The organism is Maribacter sp. 1_MG-2023 (genome assembly GCF_030547005.1).
Lineage (GTDB): Bacteria > Bacteroidota > Bacteroidia > Flavobacteriales > Flavobacteriaceae > Maribacter.
Window position 1 is genome coordinate 39,898 of record NZ_JAUOPN010000002.1, and the last position, 21,988, is coordinate 61,885.

19 protein-coding genes and 1 tRNA gene are annotated in these 21,988 nt (G+C 32.6%); 15 read left to right on the forward strand and 5 right to left on the reverse strand.

The annotated features are described in order from the left end of the window. Nucleotides 1–54 precede the first annotated feature (54 nt). The 12 genes from Q4500_RS03035 to Q4500_RS03090 all read left to right on the forward strand — a co-directional run bounded on the left by Q4500_RS03035 (nucleotide 55) and on the right by Q4500_RS03090 (nucleotide 11,927). A complete protein-coding gene (locus tag Q4500_RS03035; protein WP_303598278.1) occupies nucleotides 55–1,095 on the forward strand; it encodes an NAD-dependent epimerase/dehydratase family protein in 1,041 nt (346 codons plus the stop codon). Between the two features lie 201 nt (nucleotides 1,096–1,296). Then, nucleotides 1,297–2,823, forward strand: coding sequence for an oligosaccharide flippase family protein (locus Q4500_RS03040; RefSeq protein ID WP_303598279.1), 1,527 nt, complete (start codon nucleotides 1,297–1,299; stop codon nucleotides 2,821–2,823). Between the two features lie 77 nt (nucleotides 2,824–2,900). Continuing rightward, on the forward strand, nucleotides 2,901–4,097 hold the full coding sequence (locus Q4500_RS03045; protein ID WP_303598280.1) for a hypothetical protein: 1,197 nt from the start codon (nucleotides 2,901–2,903) through the stop codon (nucleotides 4,095–4,097). Continuing rightward, nucleotides 4,057–5,355, forward strand: coding sequence for a glycosyltransferase family 4 protein (locus Q4500_RS03050; RefSeq protein ID WP_303598281.1), 1,299 nt, complete (start codon nucleotides 4,057–4,059; stop codon nucleotides 5,353–5,355). Before Q4500_RS03045 ends, Q4500_RS03050 begins: the two co-directional genes overlap by 41 nt. Before the next feature lies 1 nt (nucleotide 5,356). Next, the gene (locus Q4500_RS03055; RefSeq protein ID WP_303598282.1) at nucleotides 5,357–6,337 is read left to right on the forward strand and encodes a glycosyltransferase; all 981 of its coding nucleotides are present in this window, start codon (nucleotides 5,357–5,359) and stop codon (nucleotides 6,335–6,337) included. 13 nt (nucleotides 6,338–6,350) lie between these two features. Next, on the forward strand, nucleotides 6,351–6,959 hold the full coding sequence (locus Q4500_RS03060; protein WP_303598283.1) for a DapH/DapD/GlmU-related protein: 609 nt from the start codon (nucleotides 6,351–6,353) through the stop codon (nucleotides 6,957–6,959). Between the two features lie 131 nt (nucleotides 6,960–7,090). Next, nucleotides 7,091–7,534 carry a serine O-acetyltransferase gene (locus Q4500_RS03065; protein WP_303598284.1) on the forward strand — a complete coding sequence of 148 codons (444 nt, stop codon included), beginning with the start codon at nucleotides 7,091–7,093 and terminating at the stop codon, nucleotides 7,532–7,534. Between the two features lie 57 nt (nucleotides 7,535–7,591). After that, complete coding sequence (locus Q4500_RS03070; RefSeq protein ID WP_303598285.1) at nucleotides 7,592–8,725, forward strand: glycosyltransferase; 1,134 nt, start codon at nucleotides 7,592–7,594, stop codon at nucleotides 8,723–8,725. Between the two features lies 1 nt (nucleotide 8,726). Further along, nucleotides 8,727–9,257, forward strand: coding sequence for an acyltransferase (locus Q4500_RS03075; protein WP_303598286.1), 531 nt, complete (start codon nucleotides 8,727–8,729; stop codon nucleotides 9,255–9,257). Next, nucleotides 9,254–10,363 carry a glycosyltransferase family 4 protein gene (locus tag Q4500_RS03080; RefSeq protein ID WP_303598287.1) on the forward strand — a complete coding sequence of 370 codons (1,110 nt, stop codon included), beginning with the start codon at nucleotides 9,254–9,256 and terminating at the stop codon, nucleotides 10,361–10,363. Before Q4500_RS03075 ends, Q4500_RS03080 begins: the two co-directional genes overlap by 4 nt. Then, a complete protein-coding gene (locus tag Q4500_RS03085) occupies nucleotides 10,360–10,839 on the forward strand; it encodes a serine O-acetyltransferase (protein ID WP_303598288.1) in 480 nt (159 codons plus the stop codon). Before Q4500_RS03080 ends, Q4500_RS03085 begins: the two co-directional genes overlap by 4 nt. Then, on the forward strand, nucleotides 10,839–11,927 hold the full coding sequence (locus Q4500_RS03090) for a glycosyltransferase (RefSeq protein ID WP_303598289.1): 1,089 nt from the start codon (nucleotides 10,839–10,841) through the stop codon (nucleotides 11,925–11,927). The genes Q4500_RS03085 and Q4500_RS03090 overlap by 1 nt, the downstream gene beginning before the upstream one ends. A 545-nt stretch (nucleotides 11,928–12,472) precedes the next feature. Here the strand turns inward: Q4500_RS03090 and Q4500_RS03095 are convergent. The 3 genes from Q4500_RS03095 to dinB all read right to left on the reverse strand — a co-directional run bounded on the left by Q4500_RS03095 (nucleotide 12,473) and on the right by dinB (nucleotide 16,992). Further along, nucleotides 12,473–15,457, reverse strand: coding sequence for a DNA polymerase III subunit alpha (locus Q4500_RS03095; protein WP_303598546.1), 2,985 nt, complete (start codon nucleotides 15,455–15,457; stop codon nucleotides 12,473–12,475). After that, nucleotides 15,405–15,617: a hypothetical protein gene (locus tag Q4500_RS03100; RefSeq protein ID WP_303598554.1), complete on the reverse strand. Its 213-nt coding sequence runs from the start codon at nucleotides 15,615–15,617 to the stop codon at nucleotides 15,405–15,407. The genes Q4500_RS03095 and Q4500_RS03100 overlap by 53 nt, the downstream gene beginning before the upstream one ends. A 160-nt stretch (nucleotides 15,618–15,777) precedes the next feature. Further along, on the reverse strand, nucleotides 15,778–16,992 hold the full coding sequence (gene dinB, locus Q4500_RS03105; protein ID WP_303598290.1) for a DNA polymerase IV: 1,215 nt from the start codon (nucleotides 16,990–16,992) through the stop codon (nucleotides 15,778–15,780). Nucleotides 16,993–17,266: 274 nt separating this feature from the next. On the opposite strand from dinB, the gene Q4500_RS03110 reads away from it, so the two are divergent. The 3 genes from Q4500_RS03110 (at nucleotide 17,267) to Q4500_RS03120 (ending at nucleotide 20,803) form a co-directional block, all read left to right on the forward strand. Next, on the forward strand, nucleotides 17,267–18,172 hold the full coding sequence (locus tag Q4500_RS03110; RefSeq protein WP_303598291.1) for a hypothetical protein: 906 nt from the start codon (nucleotides 17,267–17,269) through the stop codon (nucleotides 18,170–18,172). A 45-nt stretch (nucleotides 18,173–18,217) separates the two neighbouring features. Next, complete coding sequence (locus Q4500_RS03115; RefSeq protein ID WP_303598292.1) at nucleotides 18,218–19,579, forward strand: phospholipase D-like domain-containing protein; 1,362 nt, start codon at nucleotides 18,218–18,220, stop codon at nucleotides 19,577–19,579. 180 nt (nucleotides 19,580–19,759) lie between these two features. Further along, complete coding sequence (locus Q4500_RS03120; RefSeq protein ID WP_303598293.1) at nucleotides 19,760–20,803, forward strand: DNA cytosine methyltransferase; 1,044 nt, start codon at nucleotides 19,760–19,762, stop codon at nucleotides 20,801–20,803. A gap of 21 nt (nucleotides 20,804–20,824) precedes the next feature. Here the strand turns inward: Q4500_RS03120 and Q4500_RS03125 are convergent, their stop codons facing one another. Together Q4500_RS03125 and Q4500_RS03130 are read right to left on the reverse strand one after the other, a co-directional pair. Then, a complete protein-coding gene (locus tag Q4500_RS03125) occupies nucleotides 20,825–21,646 on the reverse strand; it encodes a CPBP family glutamic-type intramembrane protease (protein ID WP_303598294.1) in 822 nt (273 codons plus the stop codon). A 155-nt stretch (nucleotides 21,647–21,801) separates the two neighbouring features. Then, nucleotides 21,802–21,881: transfer RNA gene (locus Q4500_RS03130), tRNA-Leu, on the reverse strand. Nucleotides 21,882–21,988 lie beyond the last annotated feature (107 nt).

A 21,988-nucleotide genomic window follows, 5' to 3' on the forward strand; every position in this document is an offset into this window, starting at 1 on the left:
ACTATTCTTAATCACAAAGTAAAACTACATTAGTTCTATTATATAAAAAAAGAAATGAAAATATTAGTTACTGGAGCTGCAGGTTTTATAGGCTTTCATTTAGTTAAAAAATTAGTTAATAATGGTCATACCGTCATAGGCTTAGATAATATCAATGATTACTATGATGTTAATTTAAAACTTGCTCGGTTGACCGAAACAGGAATTAAGCAAAATCTTATACATGAAAATGGAGAATTAATTACAAGTGATATACACTCTAATTATCGTTTTGCTAAAATCGATATTACAGACTTACTTAAATTAGAGCAGCTTTTTAAGCAAGAAAAGTTTACACATGTTGTGAATTTAGCTGCACAAGCAGGCGTTCGTTATTCTATAGAAAATCCGCATGCCTATGTACAGTCCAATTTAGTGGGATTTGTTAACCTTTTAGAATGCTGTAGGAATTATAAAATTGAACACTTCATATACGCTTCTAGCTCGTCCGTATATGGTGCCAATTCAAAAGTTCCTTTTTCAGAAGAAGACCGTGTTGATCACCCCGTAAGCCTATACGCTGCGACAAAAAAAAGCAATGAATTAATGGCACACACATATAGCCATTTATATAATTTACAAACAACAGGCTTACGATTTTTTACGGTGTATGGTCCTTGGGGCCGCCCAGATATGGCTCCCATACTATTTGCCGATGCCATTTCAAAAGGAAATCCAATAAAAGTTTTTAATAATGGAGATATGAGTCGAGATTTCACTTTTATAGATGACATTATTGATGGTATTGAAATTGTAATTTTACAACAATCTAAAAAAGATGATATAAATTTACTTTATCGCATATTGAACATAGGGAATGGAAGTCCACAAAATTTAATGGATTTTATAAAAGAAATTGAAATTAGTTTGGGAATAGTTGCGAAAAAAAACTATTTACCCATGCAATCAGGAGATGTACCAAGGACTTGGGCCAAGACTACCAATTTAGAAGATTTAGGTTATAAAAGTTCTGTAGAAATCAAGGAGGGTGTATCAATTTTTATCGAATGGTTTAAAACTTACCAAAAATCCAAAATAAATAATGAATATTATTAAGATATTCAGATAAAACCAATTACAGATAAGTTTTTAGCGAGTTTTTTCGATTAGAATCATATATTTTATCCAATATTCACTTAATCAGTAAACTTGTAGTCTAACACATGGTATTGTACAATATCAATGCTCCATTATAAATTTAAAGAAACGTTATCAGATAAAAATAAGTTTATAGATTTCATCTGAGTTTAACATATTATGAGTAGAGAAAAAAATAAGGTAATCGCAAAAAATACTGGATTGTTATACATACGTATGTTAATAATCATGGGGGTTAGTCTATTTACTGCTAGAATAGTTTTGGAAGAATTGGGAGAAACCAATTATGGAATATATAATGTCATAGGAGGTGTAGTGGTATTATTTACTTTTATTAATTATGCGATGGGGAGTGCTACTAATAGGTTTATGTCTTTCTATCTAGTTGATGAAAAAAAATCAAAATTAAATATTGTCTTTAGCACAAGTGTTTTGATTCATATTTGTATTGCAATATTAATCCTAGTATTTGCAGAAACGATAGGTCTTTGGTTTTTAAACAATAAAATGACCATACCAAGTGATAGAATTATAGCCGCAAATTGGGTTTTTCATTTATCCGTTGCTTCAACTATGATAATGGTTTTAAGCGTACCCTATAATGCTCTTATTATTGCTCATGAAAAAATGAATATATACGCTTATGTATCAATAGTTGAAACCGCCTTAAAGCTTTTTTTAGTTCTTCTATTAGTGAAGTTTTCAGGAGATAAACTAATTACATATGCCTCTTTCATGTTATTGGTAAACCTAGTTACTAGAGTGGTTTATCAGATTTATTGTAGAAAAAGTTTTACAGATGTAAAATTTAGTTTTAAAGTGGAAAAAGAACTTGTAAAAGAAATGTCTGTTTATGCATTCTGGAGTTTAAGTGGCAGTATATCTAATTTGTTAACAGTAGAAGGAATTAATATACTGTTAAATATTTTCTTTAATCCTGCTGTAAATGCTGCGAGGGGAATAGCCGTTCAAATTCAAATGGCACTTCAAAAATTTACATCTGGCTTTCAACAGGCTCTAAATCCTCAATTGCATAAGTCTTATGCTTCTGGAGACCTCAAGTATATGCATGAGTTACTTCTTTCTGCTTGCAAATATTCATTTTATCTTCTATTATTCTTATCACTTCCTGTACTTCTTAAAACCGAGTATATTCTTGCTATTTGGCTGAAAGAAGTCCCAGACCATACTGTGCAATTTGTACAGTTGATGATATTTATAGGAATATTGACGGCCGTTGGAAATCCCATATCTGCGGCAGCTGGATCGCAAGGTAAAATTCGTAACTTTCAATTAATTGTGGGAGGTATTAATATAACCATAGTACCTATTGCTTATCTTATTCTTAAATTATATTCAGTTCCAGAATATGTTTTTATCGTTCAAATTATAATTTCGATTATAGCTGAAACTGCAAGATTATTAATTATCAAAAACATGATTAATCTCTCCTTAACAAGTTATTTTAATGAAGTTGTAGTTACTAGCTTAAAGGTAATAGCTATTTCTATTATTCTACCAATTATACTTGTATTAAACCTAACTGAAGATTTTCTTTCTTTTATAATTGTTGGTTTAAGTTGTGTAATTTCTGTCAGCTTAGCTATATACTTTGTTGGCCTTAACAAAGTAGAAAAAGAATTTGTAGAAGAAAAAATTGTCTTACTAAAAAACAAATTCAATTAGAAAGATTATGAAACTAAACTATTAAAAAGTAACTCTCATTTTAAAAAATAAGGCTAATAAAATCGTAAATAAATTTCATGAGTAAAAGTGCTAAAGTTATTTCCCTATTTTTATTGTTGACATTTTTTTATGGCTTCATAGCTTTTAAAAATGTACCGTTAGGGAATACGATTCATTTAGCAATTCTCGCATTAGGCACCATACTAGGTTTTAGTAAAGAAAAAGAATTTAAGAAGTATTTTATCTTTATCATTATAGCCTTAACACTTAATGCAATATCTAGTTTATATTATCGAGAACAGGGCTTATATTCAAGCTTTAAAGCTGCTTTTTTTATTTTAGATATTTTCTTTTTTTATTTTTTGGCTTACATCAATATCTCTGTAAGGAAACTTGAAAAAGCTATTCTCTATTTAACTTTAGGCGCGGCTTTTTGTTATTTTTTTCAACAAATAATGTTTCCTAGAATTTATTTTATTGCATCAAGTTATGATTGGATTATTAATAGTAAAACTGCATGGCGTTTTATTCAAATTCATGGTCAATCTCTTCTATCATTAGGTGTTTTTTATGGATTGAATAAGTTCTTAACCACAAAACAATCCAAATATTTAATATTAATAATAATTTGCTTCATTGCCGTTTTGATGCGTGGTTTTAGAATTATGCTTTTTTCTATGATTGTGTCTAGTATGTATTTGATTTATGCTCATAATAAAAAACTTTTTACAGCTAAAAATTTATCAACACTTTTTGGAATTCTAATATTTCTAGCTGCATCTTATTTCATTCCACCTGTTCAAGAAGCTTTAAATCATATGGTGGAAAGGCAAAGTGGAGGAGAGACTTTGGACAATGAAGATTATGCTAGAACTATTCAGCTAATTTATTTTTTTAATGACCACTTCAAAAGTAATATAGAATATTTCTTTGGTTCAGGTCTAATAGGGGACTCCTCTTATGGTAAATATGTAATGGACTTAAGAGAAGAAGGAATAAATTTAGCAGATTGGGGCTTATTAGGATTGAGTTGGATTGGTGGTATACCATTAGTGCTGTGCATTATAAGCTATATGACAAAGGCTATTAGAACGAAAGTTCCAAAACCCTACAAATACATAGGGGCATGGTTTATCTATTTGTTAATGATTTCAATAACGCACCCAGAAGCTTACCAGCAAAGCAGTATGCTTGTCCAAGCCCTACTTTTATATATGTTAACCAGAATAAAATATGAAAAACGTCGCTTTTTATTTCAACAATATAGGAATTGACACTATAGATTGTAGAAATATAATTAATTCAAACCCTGGTATTGGAGGTAGTGAGTTTGCAATACTAACTATCGCAAATCAATTATCTGTACGAGAAAATGAATTAAATATCACTTTATACTCTGAAAGAAAAGGGTTATTTCCACACGAAATAAATTACAATATTATTAACACCATAGAAAATGCAATATTAAGCTCAATAGAAAATAAAGTTGACTACTTTCTTGTCGATCACAAACGAATACCTAAAGAACTTATTTCAAAATATTCAACGGTTAAATTTGTTATTTGGGCCCATAATTTCCTAAAAGAAATGGATCTTGAATTTTATTACAATGCTCCAAATGTTATCAGAATAATTAATGTTGGTAGGGAACAAAGAGATTTGCACAGAGATCATAAAGTATCTTTTAAAATGGACTATATTTATAATGCTCTATCTCTAAGTTCTATTAAAAATTATAAGGTCACATCATTTCCGTTTGAAAAAAGAGGGAACAATGTAATATATATGGGAAGTATAGTTCCCTCAAAAGGATTTCATGTTCTTGCCAAAGCTTGGCCAAAAATATTGAAGCATATACCTGATGCACAACTATATGTATTAGGCTCTGGCAAACTGTATAATAGAGATTTGAAGTTAGGAGAAAAGGGAATAGCAGTAAAGGGCTATGAAGACAAATTCATGAATTATTTGATTGAAGACAACAAGATTCATTCGTCTGTTCATTTTATGGGAGTATTAGGACAAGAAAAAAATGACATATTACTCAAATGTAGAGTTGGAGTTCCTAATCCTTCTGGAATTAGTGAAACATTTGGTTTTACAGCAATTGAAATGCAAGCTATGGGTTGTAAAGTTACAACTATTAAATGTCCTGGTTATTTAGATACTGTATTCAATAAAAATGATTTATATAAATCCACTAATTCATTGGCAAATCATGTTATTATGTTACTAAAAGCAAAGAAAAATGATTATAACGATGTATTGAATTTCATAGACTCTAATTTTTCCTTTGAAGTTATTACATTGCAATGGGAGGAATTATTCCAGAAATCACTGGATAGAAATTATCTTTTACATGGTTATAATGAAATGAACAATGCTGAATTCAGACTAAAATTTATTAAGGAATTTTTAAGAAAAATAAAAACTAGATTTAAATTTTTAAAAAATTTCATAACTATTGAATTTATTTTAACGAAAACCATTGACAAAATCAATAAAAAGTGGATAAAAACAAATAACCTTTAATATGTTTATATCTATAATAATACCTATCTACAACGTAGAAAAATATATTTACAATTGCTTACAAAGTGTTTTCAATCAACAAAAATTCGATGCGAACTACGAGGTTATTATAGTGGATGATGGTAGTCCAGACGATAGCATAAGCATAATAAACACTTTCAAAGATAAGTTTGAAAATATTAAATTAATAAGACAAAAGAACCAAGGGCTAAGTACAGCAAGAAATGTTGGTTTAAAAGCTGCTGTTGGACAATATGTTTGGTTTGTTGACAGTGATGACACCATCAAAAAAAACGCATTAGAATTAATATATAACACCATAAATTCAACTAAAGTTGATGTTATTGCAACTAGACTTAATAGAGTAGACGAATTAACAGATAATGAAGAGGTTGAAGTATACCCAAATGTAGATGGTGTAATCGAAGGGAAAGAGTATTTATTTAAAGGCTATAATTCCGGAGCTTCCCAACGTTTTATAATTAAACGAGATTTTTTATTAAAAAACAATCTTTTCTTCATGCCCAACGTCTATCATGAAGACGCTGAATTTGGACCAAAAATGTTATACTCGACCAAAACCTTATACGTTTTAAAAGAACCTATTTATAATTATTTACTAAGAAATTCGGGATCGATAATGCGTAATATTAAAATTAAAAATTTGGAAGATTTAGTTTTAATATTTCATTCATTAGAAAATTTTAAAAAGAATTACGTAACTGAAGAAGATAAAACATTTTTTGAATATAGATCATATAGAAATTTACAAGCAGTTTTATCTTTTAGTCGTAATATTTGGAACAACTCAGATTTCATTTCATTTTATGATGAACATAAGTCCTTATTAAAATCAAAAGCAAAGTATTTAAAAATTAAAAACAATGGTTTTAAGGATAAAATCAAACTTATATTATATCGTATATCCCCTTTAAAATTTTATAAACTAGATTATAAATTACAGGAATTCAAAAAAAACTAAAATTAATTTGAAAGTGAAAAAAATCTTTAATAAAGTATTCAATAAGGTGGATTTTTTAATGGCGGTTTTCAAAAATAGAGTTACTTCTTTTATAGAAAATATCTATTTAAAATTAATAGGAGTTGAGATTGGCAATAATTGCAGTTTTAGAGGATGGACATCTTTTAAGATGTCCAACAATTCTAATATAAAGATTGGAAAAGAATGCCGTTTTAATTCTAAAACAACCTCAAATAGAATTGGTATTCGTCATAAGTGTATGATAACAACATTCGGTAACGATGCCAGATTACAAATCGGTTCCAATTCTGGATTTAGTGGTGTTTCCATAGGTTGTTTTAAAAATATTGTAATTGGAAACAACGTTAATGTTGGTGCTAATGTTTTAATCACAGATAGTGATTGGCATTTAGATGACCCCAGAGTCTCTGGTCCGAAACCGGTTTTTATTGGGGATAATGTATGGCTTGGATACGGAGTTGTTGTAATGAAGGGGGTAACTATTGGAGAGAATACCATAATTGGAATAAACAGCGTTGTAACCAAAGATATTCCTGCAAACGCAATAGCAGCAGGAAACCCTTGTAAAGTTATTAAACTAATGCAATCAACCAATTCATGATTATATCCAATAAAAATTTGGTCAAATGTGTAAAATCCGATTTATATAGATTAGGATCGGGTATATCCAAAAAATCATTTTTAAAAGCCTATAGAACAAATAAAATTTTTCGATTCATAATCTGGTTTCGATTGGCACAACATTTCAATATTCTTAATAAAAAAAGATCTTATTTTATTCTTGCAGTTATAACCAACATTATTTACAAAAGATTAAGTACAAAATACTCCATAGATTTTCCATTAACCGTGAAAGTAGGTTATGGTTTAAAAATCAACCATGGTATGGCTTTGGTTATAAATTCTAAATCTATAATTGGCGATAATGTAATGCTAACACATAGTGTGACACTTGCTTCAGAAAAAAATGAAGCTCCTGTTATTGGAGATAAAGTTAGGATATCCCCAGGTGTAGTAATTGTTGGTGGAGTAAATATTGGTAATAATGTTGTTATTGGTGCTAATACCTTAGTAAATAAAGATGTACCCGACAATTCAGTGGCCGTAGGTGTGCCAAACAGAAATATTTTAAAAGAATTCGAAGAATTTGCAGAACGACATTATTATGAAAGTTGATAATAAAGATATTAGCCACGACATTTTTAGAAAAATTTTATAGGTTACAAAAGAATTATGAATATTATATATATAGGAGCAAACGGTTTTCCTTTTGGTATGGCAACGATTCAACGTCAATTACTAATTGCAAAAGGCTTTGTTTTACAAGAAAACAGTTGCCTGGTTTTAACCAAATTTGGACTACTTGACAAACAAGAGAAACTTAAGAGAAAGGGGAAAATAGAAGGTGTTCCTTATTTGTGCGCAAGTCCTGTTCCTTATAGACCTTCTAACTTCATTTTTCGTACTTTAAATAAAACTTTGGGTTCAGTTTTGGAAACCTTTTATATCGTTAAAAATAGAAAACGAAATACTAAAAACATTTTATTTAGTGTAAGAACTAGCTTCATAAGTACTGTATACTACCGCCTTTTATCATTTCTTCTAGGTTATAAATATGTTGCAGATATCAATGAAGCTTTAGGGGATAATATAGATGCAAGTTTAAACGATAAACTTTTTGACAAGTACAATAAACATCTATATGATGGTGTTCTTTTAATTAGTGATAAGTTGATGGACAATTATGAGAATAACATTCCTAAATTAAAAATACCGGTCATTTGTGACATCTCAAAACTTGATGAAATAAAGAAAATTACATTAGACGATTTTAATTTATTATACTGTGCATCAGCTTCGTATTTAGAAACATTAAAATTTGTAATTGAGGTTTTTGAAAAGACAATTTTAGATACGAATCTAATTTTAATTGTTTCAGGTAGTGAAAGTCAAATGAAGCAGGTAAAACAATTAATAAACCATTCAAAAAAAAATAACAATATCATTTTAAAAAGTAGAATTGAATATAGTGAACTTATAGGTTTATATAAGGGCGCAGATTTACTATTAATACCATTACCAGAAATTGAACAACACAAAGCAAGGTTTCCTCATAAAATCGCCGAATACACCGCATGTAAAACTCCATTCGTTTCTAACAGATGGGGAGAGGTAATAAATTATTTCAATAATGATAATTGTTTCTTAGCTGACAACTATACTATTGATAAATACGTAAATATATTAAATGGTATTATACATAAACCTAAACAAAATATTGCCGATAAAGCCTATGAAATCTCTAAAAACCATTTTGATTATAAAGTATTATCTACAAGTATTGATTCTTTTTTAAAAAAGATTTAAAATGTTAATAAAAATTCTTAAAAAAATTAATAAGCTTAGGCAATCACCAATATCCTACGCAAGAAGCAAAGGTGTAAAAGTTGGTAAAAACTGTAAAATTGCTATCAAAAACTGGGGCTCGGAACCCTATTTGATTACCATTGGTAATCATGTGCACATTACTACAAATGTCCAATTTATTAACCATGATGGGGGTGTTTGGGTATTTAGGCAGGAAATTCCAAATTTTGATGTATTTGGACGAATAAGTATTGATGACAATACTTATATTGGTAATAATGCCGTAATTATGCCTGGTGTTCAAATCGGAAAGAATTGTGTAATTGGCGCAAATAGTGTTGTAACAAAAAACATACCAGATAATACTGTTGTAGCAGGTGTACCCGCCACTAATATTTGTACTACCGAAGAATATAAATTTAAAATGATGAAGATTAATACAAATCTTAAGAATAAAGATGATGTACTAAAAAAAGAAGCCATAGAAAAGCTTCCTTTAAACGCCTTCATCAACAAGAAAACCTTAAAATGAGAATTACATTTGTACTTGATACATTTGGTGGTGGAGGTAAAGAACGTAGATGTCTTCAGTTGATTCAAGGTCTAAATAAGAAAGGATATACTAATATTCAGGTTATCATTATAAATAATGATATTGCATATAAAGAATTATATGATACAAATATCGAATTACACATTTTAGATAGAAAAAATAAAGGATTTAATTATTTACAAACATTTTTTGTAGTCAATAAATTATTGAAAAAATTTAATCCCGACATTGTTCAGGTTTGGGGCGTTTTTTCCACTCTTTTCACTAATCCGATTAGATGTTTCAGGCATTTTAAGTACATTGGATCTTATGTGGCGAATTGTAATAAGCCCAAAAAGTATTCTGTTCAAAAACTCACGATTCTTTTTAATATTTGGTTGGCAGATTGTATTATAGGAAATTCTGAAGCTGGTATAAAAGCATACGGTGTACCAGAAAAAAAAGCTAAAGTAATTTATAACGGATTTAATAATGAAAGGCTTAAAACTACTAATCACAGCAAAAAAGAACTTAAAAAACAAATGAATTTAAATAGCAATTTCATTGTTTCCATGGTTGCGCGATTAGATAATAACAAAGACCATATAACATTAATTGAAACTGCAAAATCCATAATTAAAAAAAGAAAAGATATTATATTTCTAATTATTGGTACTGGTCCAAACTCAATAAAACTTCAGACTAAAATCGAACAAAATGAGAAGGAGTTTATAAAGTTTCTTGGTTTTCGTTCTGATGTAGAAAACCTTTTAAGAATAACAGATGTATCCGTATTGTGCACAAACCCCAACAACCACAAGGAGGGAGTATCTAATGCAATTATGGAATCGATGGCTTTTGGTGTACCTGTTATAGCAACAAATGATGGTGGTACTCCAGAGATAATTAATTCCGGTAGTAATGGATTTTTGATAAAACCACATAAAAGTAATGAGTTAAAAGATAGGATTCTTCAAGTTTTAGAAGATGAAAATCTTAATAAAACGCTTTCCAAAGAAGCTATGAAAACCATTGAGACTAAATTTAACTTAAATAGAATGACAGCTCAGTATATTGAATTATATAATTTATTATTAAATAAATGATAAAGGAAGATTTCTCTTCAAATAAAAATAATACCAAAGGATTACTATTCATTATTCTTTTTAGAATAAGTCAATTCTTTACAAAAAACATAATTCTAAAAATTATAGGTATACCTGTTCGTATATTATATAAAATATTTGTGGAATGGATATTAGGTATCGAAATCCCTGATACTACTACTATTAAAGGAGGATTAAAAGTAATGCATGGGCAAGGGCTTATTGTAAATACCAATACAAAAATTGGTGAATATGTTACTTTACGCCATAATACCACTATTGGAAATTCAAAACCTGGCGGCAAGTCTCCTATTATAGAAAATAATGTCGACATTGGTGCAAATTGTGTTGTAATCGGTGATATAATAATTGGAGAAAATTCAATTATAGGAGCCGGAAGTGTCGTAGTCAAAAGTATACCCCCAAACTCAATTGCAGTTGGTAATCCTGCTCGAGTTTTAAAAAAAAATAATTAATGACAAATGTTCTTTTTTATGGTCCTCTAGGTAAGGAAAACTCAAAAGTTGTTGGTGGTGGTGAATCTGGTAATCTTAAAACCATTTCAGTTTTAGAAAAAGCAGGATTTAATATTATTAGATTGAGAAAACCCTATCCTTCTAAAAGCTTTTTAAGTAAAATAAAACATTTAGCCCATTTAAGCTTAATGCCTTTATTATTGTTATTGAAACTGTTAAAAAATAAGGATATTGAAATAGTTCATATTTCTGGTTTTTACAAGCAACTTATTCTTAAAGAATTACTTTGCATTTACATAGTTAATCTTTTTGGTAAAAAGTGTATATATGAGTTACGAGCAGGTGGTGTAAAAAAAGCGTACACAGAAGGTTCTTTTTTGTATAAGTTATTTTTTAAAAAAGCAGTTAAGTCTGCAGACACCATTTTAGTACAAGGGGAAAGGTATGTTGAACTTTTAAATGAATTGGGAGCAAAAAAAATAGTTCATTATCCTAATTATATTATGGGAGACGTTACACCAAGAGATATAAACATTTTAGAAAACAAGAACCTAATTAAAATAGTATATTTTGGAAGAATGTCTCCAACTAAAAATGTCTTATTCACAATAGACATCTGTTCAGAGTTAAAAAGCAAGCAAATACCATTTAAATTAGAATTAATTGGGGAAGGAAATTCAGAATATATTGAACAAATAAAGGAAAAGATTGAATCTGAAAATTTATCAGATTATATAAAACTTTCGCCACCTGCCTTCGGTTCAAAACTAGTTGAAAAACTCAAGAATAAACATTTTTTTATATTCCCAACTCAAGAGCCTAGAGAAGGTCATTCTAATGCTTTAACAGAAGCTATGTCCTTAGGGATTGTACCATTATGTAGTGATTTTGGATTTAACCGCGAGATTATAAATTCAAATAAATTAATCAATATTGAATTTAATAAAAGAGCTTATAGTGATCTAATTATCGAAATTTGGGAGAATAATCTATGGCCGACTTTCTCTGGAGATATGCAAAAAACTGTGGCAACAAAATTCACCTCTGCGATCGTTCAATCTAAATTACTATCTGTTTACGAGAAATAATATTTTTGATTAAAATACTCTACAACTCCAACACTCCAAAAAATTCAAAGTATATCATTTTTTTTCAAGCTAATTTTTAAATCAATAACAACCAAGTAATCTCGTAAATTGCCATCATGAAAAAACTAATTCAAATTATTGGTGCGTGGTACGGCGCCAAGAAAATAGGCGGAGGTAAATGTGGTTGTATAGGAACCGTGTTTGTGTTCCTTATACTTTTCTGGATATTAGGCTATGTGCTTGATGCTTTTTAGGAAAAATCATTTTTCGTTGATGGTTTTTTGCGTTAGACGTTGTACGGTTTACTCAGCTCACTGGACGCTATAAGTTTTTTGGTTGTTCTGTGTTGGTCACTTCGGCTACGCTCAGCATAAGTTTTCGCCTCACGCATTGCGCTTTTCGCTGGACGCCTTTCGCTGGGCGCTTCAATTGGGCTTCGCCCGTGACGCGATAACCGGGGTGCTTTTCGTCTCGCGATGAACTTCACGAAATAATTATTTTGCGCTAAGCGCGTAGCGCATTGCGAATAGCGAACGGCGCTTCCTCTATTCTCTAACTTCTATTTTCTCTTCTCTCCCTCCTACTTTCTCACCAGTTCTCTTTTGTCCAAAAACCTTGGCGCTGGTTTTCATATCGGCATACCTTGGGTCTTGAATAAAATCTTGTTTTTGAAGTTTAATAACCTCTATACTCAAGAAACCGAATTCACTGACCACCTTACCATAGAATCTGTAAATTCCTCTTCCCCTAAACATATATTTCTCTGCTACAGGCGGAAACAGTACGGTATCAAAAACTTGACCTTGTTGGTCTAATAAGGTCGCAAAGTACATTGCTTTTCCTTTATGTGTTCTGGTTCGTTTTACCGTTATCAAATATCCGTAGACATCTATATTTCTATTTAAATACCGCTCTAAATCTTTACTCCCAGAACTATTTAATGGTGCTTCTACCAAAAGCTCAAACGGACTGCACAAACTAAACCCTAACAACTCTAGCTGTGTAAAGGCGACTTCTAAATTGGTAGTATACAATGACGGAATCTCAAAATGTTGATGCCGTGGGGCAAACAGTTTTGGGTGGTCTATTTTCTTTGTTTTGTTCAAACACAAATGTGCTTTCCACAGCAGTTCGTGTTTATTGGTTTCGGTAAACCTAAAGGCATCAATTCGTATTAAAATACTGACTTGTTCTATGGAGATAATCAGTCTATCCAAAAAATCCTCCAACGATATAAAATCACCTTTCACAAAGCGTTCTTTTAAAATACGTTCCATGACCCGTTGTTCTAATTCTCGTAAATAGCCTAATCCTAAATACAATTCTTTCCCATAGATACGATTTCCCGAATTACTTCTATTTACACATGGCGGATGAATTGTTGCCCCCAACATACGGGCTTCGTGCACATAGAACTCAGGCTTGTAAAATCCGCCACCATTATTGAGCACCGCCACCATATATTCTAACGGATAATAGGCACGTAAAAACAAACTCTGGTAACTTTCTACCGCATACGATGCCGAATGCCCTTTAGCAAAAGCATAGCCTGCAAAACTCGCTACTTGATTCCAAATATCTTGAATGAGTTTTTCTGCATATCCTTTTTTACGGCAGTTGTCCATAAACTTGTCTTGCACTTTTTGAAACTCCTCTCGAGAACGAAACTTACCACTCATTCCGCGTCTTAATACATCGGCTTCTCCTAAATCTAGATCTGCAAAGTGATGGGCTACTTTTATGACATCTTCTTGGTAGACCATAACTCCGTAGGTTTCTGGCATAATTTCTAACATCACCGGATGTGCCAGCTCCTCTGCCCTACCTTTATTACGATGGCGAAGAATATACTCGCGCATCATTCCGCTTTTAGATACTCCCGGGCGAATAATAGAACTTGCGGCTACCAAACCCAAATAGGTATCAACTTCTAGCTTCTTTAATAACATCCGCATGGCGGGAGATTCCACATAAAAACAACCCATACACTGCGCCGTTTTTACCAAAGTATTGACTTTTGGGTCTTTTTTAAATGCCTTGATATCATGAATATCAAACTTGGCAAATTCTTCTGGTCGGTCACGTTCCAGAATATCTAGCGTCTCTTTTATTTTTGAGAGTCCGCGTTGGGCAAGAATATCGAACTTAAAAATACCGACATCTTCGGCGATTACCATATCAAACTGCGTAGTAGGGAATCCTTTTGGGGGCATATTGGTAGCTGAAAACCAATGAATGGGTTTCTCGGTAATTAGGATTCCGCCTGCATGAATACTCAAATAATTGGGCATGCCATGTAGCAGCTGTGTGTATTTCAATACCAAAACCGATATATTATCTAACCTGCTTGCTTGAATATTACCATTGCACAACACATCTATTTCATCTTTTGGCAGACCGAATACCTTACCTAATTCTCGAATAACACCTCGCGATTGAAAAGTAACATAGGTCCCCAAAAGTGCCACATTTTTGAAACGATTGAAAATATACTCCGTCATTATAGGTCTGTCGCGATGTGAGAAATCAATATCAAAATCGGGGGGATTCACACGATACAAATTAATGAATCGCTCAAAATACAGATCCAGCTCCATGGGATCTACATCGGTAATAAAAAGCAGGTATGCCACAATACTATTGGCACCACTACCCCTACCTACATAAAAGAAGTTCTGCTTTCGTGCATGGGTGACAATATCCCAATTAATGAGAAAGTAAGAGACAAAATTCATTTTCTTAATGAGGTACAACTCTTTCGCCAAACGGTCTAAAACAGCCTGGTCAATTTCTGAATAACGCTTGGGCAATCCCTCTTGGCACAATTGTTCTAAAAATACCTCATCTTCTGCTTTACTGCCCAAATAGGTACTTAAGTTCTGTGTTTCTCGCCCTTCGGTAAAATCGAAATCTATAGTACAGGCATCCATCAACTGTTGAGTATTCTCTAAAATGAAGCTGTGTTCAGAAAAATGCGCCGCCAAATTAGGTATCGCATACATGTGTTCATCATCACGAGCCTGCTCGGTAACCGACAGCATACTCAGCAAGGTATTATTAGCTATAGCGCGTAGCAAACGATGTGCATTAAAATCGCGCTTGTTTCTAAACGTGACCGGCTGTAGTAATACAATTTTATCTCGTTGTTCTAATAACCTTGAAAAACGGAGTCGTTTTAACTCATTAACAGAAACCCCAATAAACTCATGCGGTGCAAAGACTTTCTTTTCACTCTCCAACACTTTCTCAAAGGGATAAATAACAAACACATCTTTAAACTGCGGAGCGGTATCGGGAATCTTCTTGCCGTGATGTATGTGATGTGATAAAAAATCATTGAGCTCTAAAAACCCTTCATTATTCTTTGCTACACCAACAAAGCATGGCTCCATTCCGTTTCTGAAATCTATACCTAAAATAGGTCGCACATCATATTCATGTGCTTTACGAACAAAGTTTAAACAAGCCGATGTATTATTAATATCTGTCAATACCAATTGCGTTACCCCATGGTCTTTTGCCAATTGCAAGAGCTCCAGTTCCGAAAAGGTTCCGTAGCGAAGGCTGTAGTATGTGTGGCAGTTTAGGTACATTTTGGTTGTTGGTTGTTCGTTTTTTGCGCTGTTCGCTATTCGTTATACGCTGTGCTTTTGGTTGTTGATTTTTTGCACTGAGTGCTGTTCGCTTCACGCTACGCGCTATACACTATTTTTTTTGCGCTTCGCGTGCAGCGTGTGGCGCAATGCGTTTTTCTCTTCTCTATTTTCTATATTCTAACTTCTTTTCTCTCCTCAGCAGACAACAGGTCTCTACTGCGCTCGACCGGACAGAAACCTCCAACAACCATCAACTAGATTTTCCTATGCGCCAACACAACAGGTGGCAATCCGTTGAAAGGGTTATGCATTCTACCAATTGTTTTTGCTCCCATACCCGATGCCCGCAATACACTTTTGTCTCCGTAGCGTTTTCGAATATTATCCATAGCGTTGTAAAGACTTAGAATTTCTTCGGTATCATCGAACAGATTAATCTGATAATTACCGGATACTAAATGACTGAAACGTATACCAATCAACCGAACTAATAACCTACGGTTATATAAGGTCTTGAACAGGTCTAAAATTTTAGGTATCAGAATATGGTCTCCGCTGGTATAAGGAATCCGCATTTGCTTTGAATAGGTATTAAAATCTGAATACCGAATCTTTACTGAAATACACGCCGTTAGCTTATCTCCACGTCGTAATTGATATGCCAGATTTTCGGTCATTGCGATAAGAATACCACGTAGTCTGTTTACATCAATAGTGTCTTTGTTAAAAGTTCGTTCAGTAGAGATAGATTTTCGTTCGCAAAACGGAATTACAGGCGTATTATCAATTCCATTAGCACGCTTCCATATTACTCCGCCATTAGCGCCCAGCACCCTTTGCATCACCTCCATGGGCATTTCTTGTACGGTGCGTACTTGTCGTAGTCCAAGGTTCCGTAAGGTCTGATAAGTCTTATCGCCCACCATTGGTATTTTTTTTATGGATAGCGGAGCTAAAAAAGGTTTCTCCAGTCCCTCATCTATCTTCAATTGATTGTTTGGTTTCGCCTCGTTCGTCGCTACTTTAGAAACTACTTTGTTTGCTGATAATCCGAAAGAAATGGGGAGTCCGGTTTCATTGATAATTTTCTTACGCATTTCTGAAGCGTACTGGTAACAACCAAAAAAACGATCCATACCGGTGAGGTCTGCATAGAACTCATCAATACTCGATTTTTCGAATACCGGTACGTACTCCTTAATAATTTCCGTCACTACATCTGAGTGTTTACTGTAGTCACCTGCATTACCTCGAATTACAACAGCATCGGGGCACAGTTCTCGCGCCATTTTCATGGGCATACCAGAATGCACTCCGAATCCGCGGGTTTCATAACTACATGCCGCTACCACGCCGCGATCTCCCGTACCGCCCACTAATAATGGCTTATGCTGTAATTCACGATTATTTAATCGTTCTACGGATACATAAAATGTATCTAAATCTATATGAAGTATGGTCTTGCTCATAACTATCCCTCTTAAAAATCGGGATAGCTAAATTATGGAATATTTCCAATTATTAGGATTATTTCCAATATTTAACATTAAAAAATAAGAACCACAAGTGTTATATAATTAGTAAAACTACTATAGAAAAAAAATATATGACCTAAATGAATTAAAAGGCGCTTACTATTATATTAAAATGGTATAAATTTTCGTTTAGTGTCATATATCTTGTAGATTATAGAGGTATTGAACAAGAATCGTTTAATACAATCTTTAAGATAATACAGTACATATGCGCCAAATTCATTTTATATTTTTATCTACCCTATTACTAGTATCTACTATTAGTTTTGCGCAAGATATCGCTACCATAAATATCGTTTCCCCAAACGAAAGCACTGTCTGGAACATTCCCGACAAAATTGCTTTGCAGTGGAATACCGTAAAAATAGATACTAGCAAGTCCATTCGTTTTTTTCTAGTACGTAATGAAATGGTAGTACAAGAGCTTGGTTCTTTTAAGAATGATGGTTTTGAAGAAGGAATAGAATTGGCAAAAAATATTGGCTCTGGTAATAGATACCAAGTGGTTGCCATAGAACTGTTCCCTGATGATAAATTCAATATTGCTAAAAAGGTTACTCCGTTCTTTTCGATTATAAATGCAGCATCTGACGAAAGAAAGAAAAAGCAGCAATTGGCAAATGCCAACACAGTAACCCCGAAAAATAAGAAGTCTAGATCTAAAGCAAAGAAAAAAGCAAAAGAGAAAATAGCACCTAAGCGAACTGCAGTTGCCAAGGCAGAAAAAAAGCCTGAACCTACAACTGAAAGCAAATCTGAAGTTAGAGATAGCTTCGATGGTAGAAAAATTTCATATACCAAAGAATTCGAGTTCAACTCTGAAGATATTGTTATAAAAATATGGGATCACGGCAGACAAGATGGCGATATTGTATCTATTTATTTGAACGGCGTTCAAGTAGTTAAAAAATACTATTTAACCTATTGGAAAAAGGAATTCAAAATTAAACTTGACCCAACAAAATCTAACGATTTATTTCTTTACGCCCATAATTTAGGCGATTCGCCACCAAATACGGTTTCGGTTGAAATATCTGACGGAAAAAAATCTGAAAACATAGTATTGAATTCAGACCTAAAGAGCTGCGAAGCAGTATTGATTAGTGTGAAGTAATTAAAACTCCGTCTTATTACAATGTAACTATCAGTTAAAGTATAAATGCCATTTCAATCTTATTTTGATGAACCTAAAAATTATAAAGACCGATTTGGTTTTTATGACCAAGGTGGCTCTCCATTGCTCCTTCAAAAGTTTATTGACACTATTGAAGAGCAAAAAAATGATATTGAAGAAATCACTATTTCGTGGTATTTGTACAACAACCAACATTTGCATGACTATTTAAAAGAAGTAGCCACAAGTGGTATTACAGTTAATGTGATTACTATTCCGTTAGAGGGTTATGATCACTCTAACCCAAAAGTTATAGAAAACCTTATAACGGGCGAGAAGTCAAGTACAAGTTTCACTAAATATAATTTGGCAAGAAAAATTTATGGGGAGATGTACAGATCAACATCACACAAAAATTTTAATTTATATGTGTTCCCACATTTATATGTACGCAGTGCCCGTGTAAAAAAATTCTCAAGAGGCTCTCTACCCTATTCTTTACATATTAAATCTGCTTACATTAAAAAGAAAAGTGGCTATATAGCTTTAATGAGTTCGTCTAATTTAGCAGTACGAGATTTGGTAAAAAATGAATCTATGATTTGTATAGAAGACGAACCAAACTATGAGGAAAACATAAAAGCATTTTACAAAAATTTAATCAGTAATTCAATTGCTATTAAAGATTACAAAACGTCTTTAAACACCACATGTAATACATATAAGAAACTTGAATTTAACTCTTCAAATTCTGCATTTATTACTGCACCATTTTATGATAATTCTGCGAATATTCTAGAAAAAATATTATCAGAATATATAGTAGCAGCAAAAGAAAGAATTATAGTTTGTGCTCAGCATTTGGCAGCATTTAATTACAAATTTAATGCTAAACATCATGCTACTATCAATAAAAATGAAATTCGTAAAGGTATATTAGGCGATGTAATTACCATGGCGAAAAAAGGCATTCAAGTAACTTGTTTATCACAGACTTTTGCTCCTGTGACCGAAGATGCAGCGAAATTTAAAGAGCTAAAATTTAGAAGACCTGTAAACACCTATAGCTTTCAGCAATTCTATAGTCAGGTCAAGCGCTCTGAAAATATTGAATACTATGTAAATGAGCACATACATTCAAAATTTATCATCATAGACAACACACTTATATACTGTTCTTATAATTTCACTCCCACACAATTTATTTACCTAGACAATGTGAATATCACTCAATTCACCAACATGCCAGAATTAAATTATAGCGGAATACATTGCGAAGTAGGTATGCATCTTGTTATTAAAGACCAAAATACCATAAAGGCTTTTGAAAATAATGTAGTAGCTATTAAACATAAGAAAGAAACCATACAAGTAACTAACTTTGGGGGCAAGCCCACGAGATATTAACTTGAAAACATAATTAATATTTAGACACAAGCATGAGATCATTCAAATCTCAATTATCGAGTAAAATAGATGATTGAATTAAAAGCAATTTGAAATTCTAAAATGTATTTTTGTTTTCAGGAGATGTGTTTTCTAAAAATCTCTTTAGAAAATCTAAGAAATATAGAATAGCGTAAGAAAATGAATATAGTATCCTTTTTTGCTGGAGCAGGCGGACTAGATCTTGGTTTTGAACAAGCTGGCTTTAATGTTATTTGGGCAAACGAATATGATAAGGATATTTGGGAGACCTATGAAAAGAATCATCCAAATACTACATTCGACAAAAGAAGTATTGTAGATATACCAGCGGATGATGTTCCCGATTGTGACGGAATCATTGGCGGACCGCCATGTCAAAGTTGGAGTGCAGCCGGTACCGCAAGAGGTATTCAAGACAAAAGAGGACAGCTATTCTATGATTTCATTAGAATACTGGAAGCCAAGCAACCCAAATTCTTTTTAGCAGAAAACGTAAGCGGAATGCTGATTGGCAAACATAGCGAAGCACTTGATGGCATTAAGAATCTTTTAAAAAATGCAGGTACAGGTTATGACCTTTCTTTTCAAATGCTAAATGCATCTGACTACAATGTACCTCAAGACAGAAAAAGAGTTTTCTTTATAGGCATTAGAAAAGACTTGAATTTTAAATATGAATTCCCGACCGAGACTTTTCCTAAAATAACACTTGAATCTGCTATAGCTGATTTAAACAAAAAAGCAATTCCTGCGCTAGAATTCAATAACACTAATGGTAAAAAGTGTACTATTCCCAATCACGAGTATATGATTGGTGGTTTTTCGACCATGTATATGTCTAGAAATCGTGTTCGCAATTGGGATGAACAATCTTTTACTATACAAGCAGGTGGTAGACATGCTCCAATACATCCGCAGGCACCAAAAATGAAGCTTGTTGAGAAAGATGTTCGCGTATTTGTTCCAGGTAAAGAAAAGCTTTATAGAAGATTAAGCGTGCGAGAATGTGCAAGAATACAGACTTTCCCCAATGACTTTACTTTTCATTACAAAAAAGTGGCTGCAGGCTACAAAATGATCGGTAACGCAGTACCCGTTAACTTAGCGAAGTTTTTGGCCGAGAGTATTATGGCTCAATTAAAGGATAATGCAACTAGAATAGCTACAGACAAAAAAGCTATAGCTTATAAGGTTTTAGAATAGTCAAAAACTACCTTACAACTATTACCCACCTACTAATTCTTTTGTTTTCACATTCATCTTCGGCGGCATAAAATACATGAAAATCAACATGATCACAAAATAAAGAACCGCAAATGTAGTATAGGTATTGTCACCCGCATCTGGTGAAATCGGCAGTAAAACAAGAGACATATTTAACATCGATTGTATTACCAATACACATATTCCACTTTTAGTTTTTGAGTATACGATAGCACACATACCTGCAGCTCCCATCATGTTCAAAAACAAGGGCCATACTGGTAAATCTTCTATTACTCCGACATTAATAAAAACGGAAGGTAGCCACCATAAAGACCATACAAAACCGATAACCTGAGTTGCGTAAAATGGTTTAGTGATTTTCGAAAGTTCACGAAATGCATATCCGATCCATACCACTTCACCTAGAAATGCCCAAGATAATAGAAACAAAGTAAATTTTAAGGTAGGTATATAAATTTCGAAATCTAGAATGGACATGTCTCCATTATAAAAAGCTACAATTAATAAAGTTATTAAACCTATGGTAAATGCGAACAGTAAACTAAATAGATACCACTTTGGGTGCACTTTCCAAATTAGCATAGGTCTAAACAAATTCTTTATTCCCTCATTGCCTTTTGTAATTTTTACAATAAATAGCAATAAGAACATTAGTGCGTAAAAGCGACCGTTGGTATATGGAAAAAACTCAATAACCCCCTTACTTTTCAAATAAGTAATAACAAAATTAAGTAAAGGCGCGAGTGCTAAAAACACCCATATTTCGTACTTCTTTAGAAAACCGACCGTTTTTGGAACCATAAATAAGTTACTATTCATATTTTAACACTACCTATTTATCATTTTAAACACAAAACTTCAAATAAATATAGTTTATGCTAAAGTAGTTTAACTATACTTTATTATGCAAATTAATCTCTAAAAAATAAAAACCCCTAACAATCTACATATTAGATTGTTAGGGGTTTTAGAAGTACTCGAGGCGGGAATCGAACCCGCACTCCGAAGAACTGGATTTTGAATCCAGCGCGTCTACCAGTTCCGCCACTCGAGCATATTTTACCGTTAAGAAACGGCATCCTGTAAAACAGGACTGCAAAACTAAATAATTATTTTCTTTCCAACACCAAAAATATCAAGATTTATGCATTAGCAACCGAA

Coding starts and splice junctions, on each gene's coding strand:
- Q4500_RS03090 (WP_303598289.1), top strand. CDS start 10,839: ATGACAAATGTTCTTTTTTATGGTCCTCTAGGTAAGGAAAACTCAAAA.
- Q4500_RS03110 (WP_303598291.1), top strand. CDS start 17,267: ATGCGCCAAATTCATTTTATATTTTTATCTACCCTATTACTAGTATCT.
- Q4500_RS03085 (WP_303598288.1), top strand. CDS start 10,360: ATGATAAAGGAAGATTTCTCTTCAAATAAAAATAATACCAAAGGATTA.
- Q4500_RS03070 (WP_303598285.1), top strand. CDS start 7,592: ATGAATATTATATATATAGGAGCAAACGGTTTTCCTTTTGGTATGGCA.
- Q4500_RS03050 (WP_303598281.1), top strand. CDS start 4,057: ATGAAAAACGTCGCTTTTTATTTCAACAATATAGGAATTGACACTATA.
- Q4500_RS03035 (WP_303598278.1), top strand. CDS start 55: ATGAAAATATTAGTTACTGGAGCTGCAGGTTTTATAGGCTTTCATTTA.
- Q4500_RS03040 (WP_303598279.1), top strand. CDS start 1,297: ATGAGTAGAGAAAAAAATAAGGTAATCGCAAAAAATACTGGATTGTTA.
- Q4500_RS03075 (WP_303598286.1), top strand. CDS start 8,727: ATGTTAATAAAAATTCTTAAAAAAATTAATAAGCTTAGGCAATCACCA.
- dinB (WP_303598290.1), bottom strand. CDS start 16,992: ATGAGCAAGACCATACTTCATATAGATTTAGATACATTTTATGTATCC.
- Q4500_RS03045 (WP_303598280.1), top strand. CDS start 2,901: ATGAGTAAAAGTGCTAAAGTTATTTCCCTATTTTTATTGTTGACATTT.
- Q4500_RS03120 (WP_303598293.1), top strand. CDS start 19,760: ATGAATATAGTATCCTTTTTTGCTGGAGCAGGCGGACTAGATCTTGGT.
- Q4500_RS03055 (WP_303598282.1), top strand. CDS start 5,357: ATGTTTATATCTATAATAATACCTATCTACAACGTAGAAAAATATATT.
- Q4500_RS03080 (WP_303598287.1), top strand. CDS start 9,254: ATGAGAATTACATTTGTACTTGATACATTTGGTGGTGGAGGTAAAGAA.
- Q4500_RS03115 (WP_303598292.1), top strand. CDS start 18,218: ATGCCATTTCAATCTTATTTTGATGAACCTAAAAATTATAAAGACCGA.
- Q4500_RS03125 (WP_303598294.1), bottom strand. CDS start 21,646: ATGAATAGTAACTTATTTATGGTTCCAAAAACGGTCGGTTTTCTAAAG.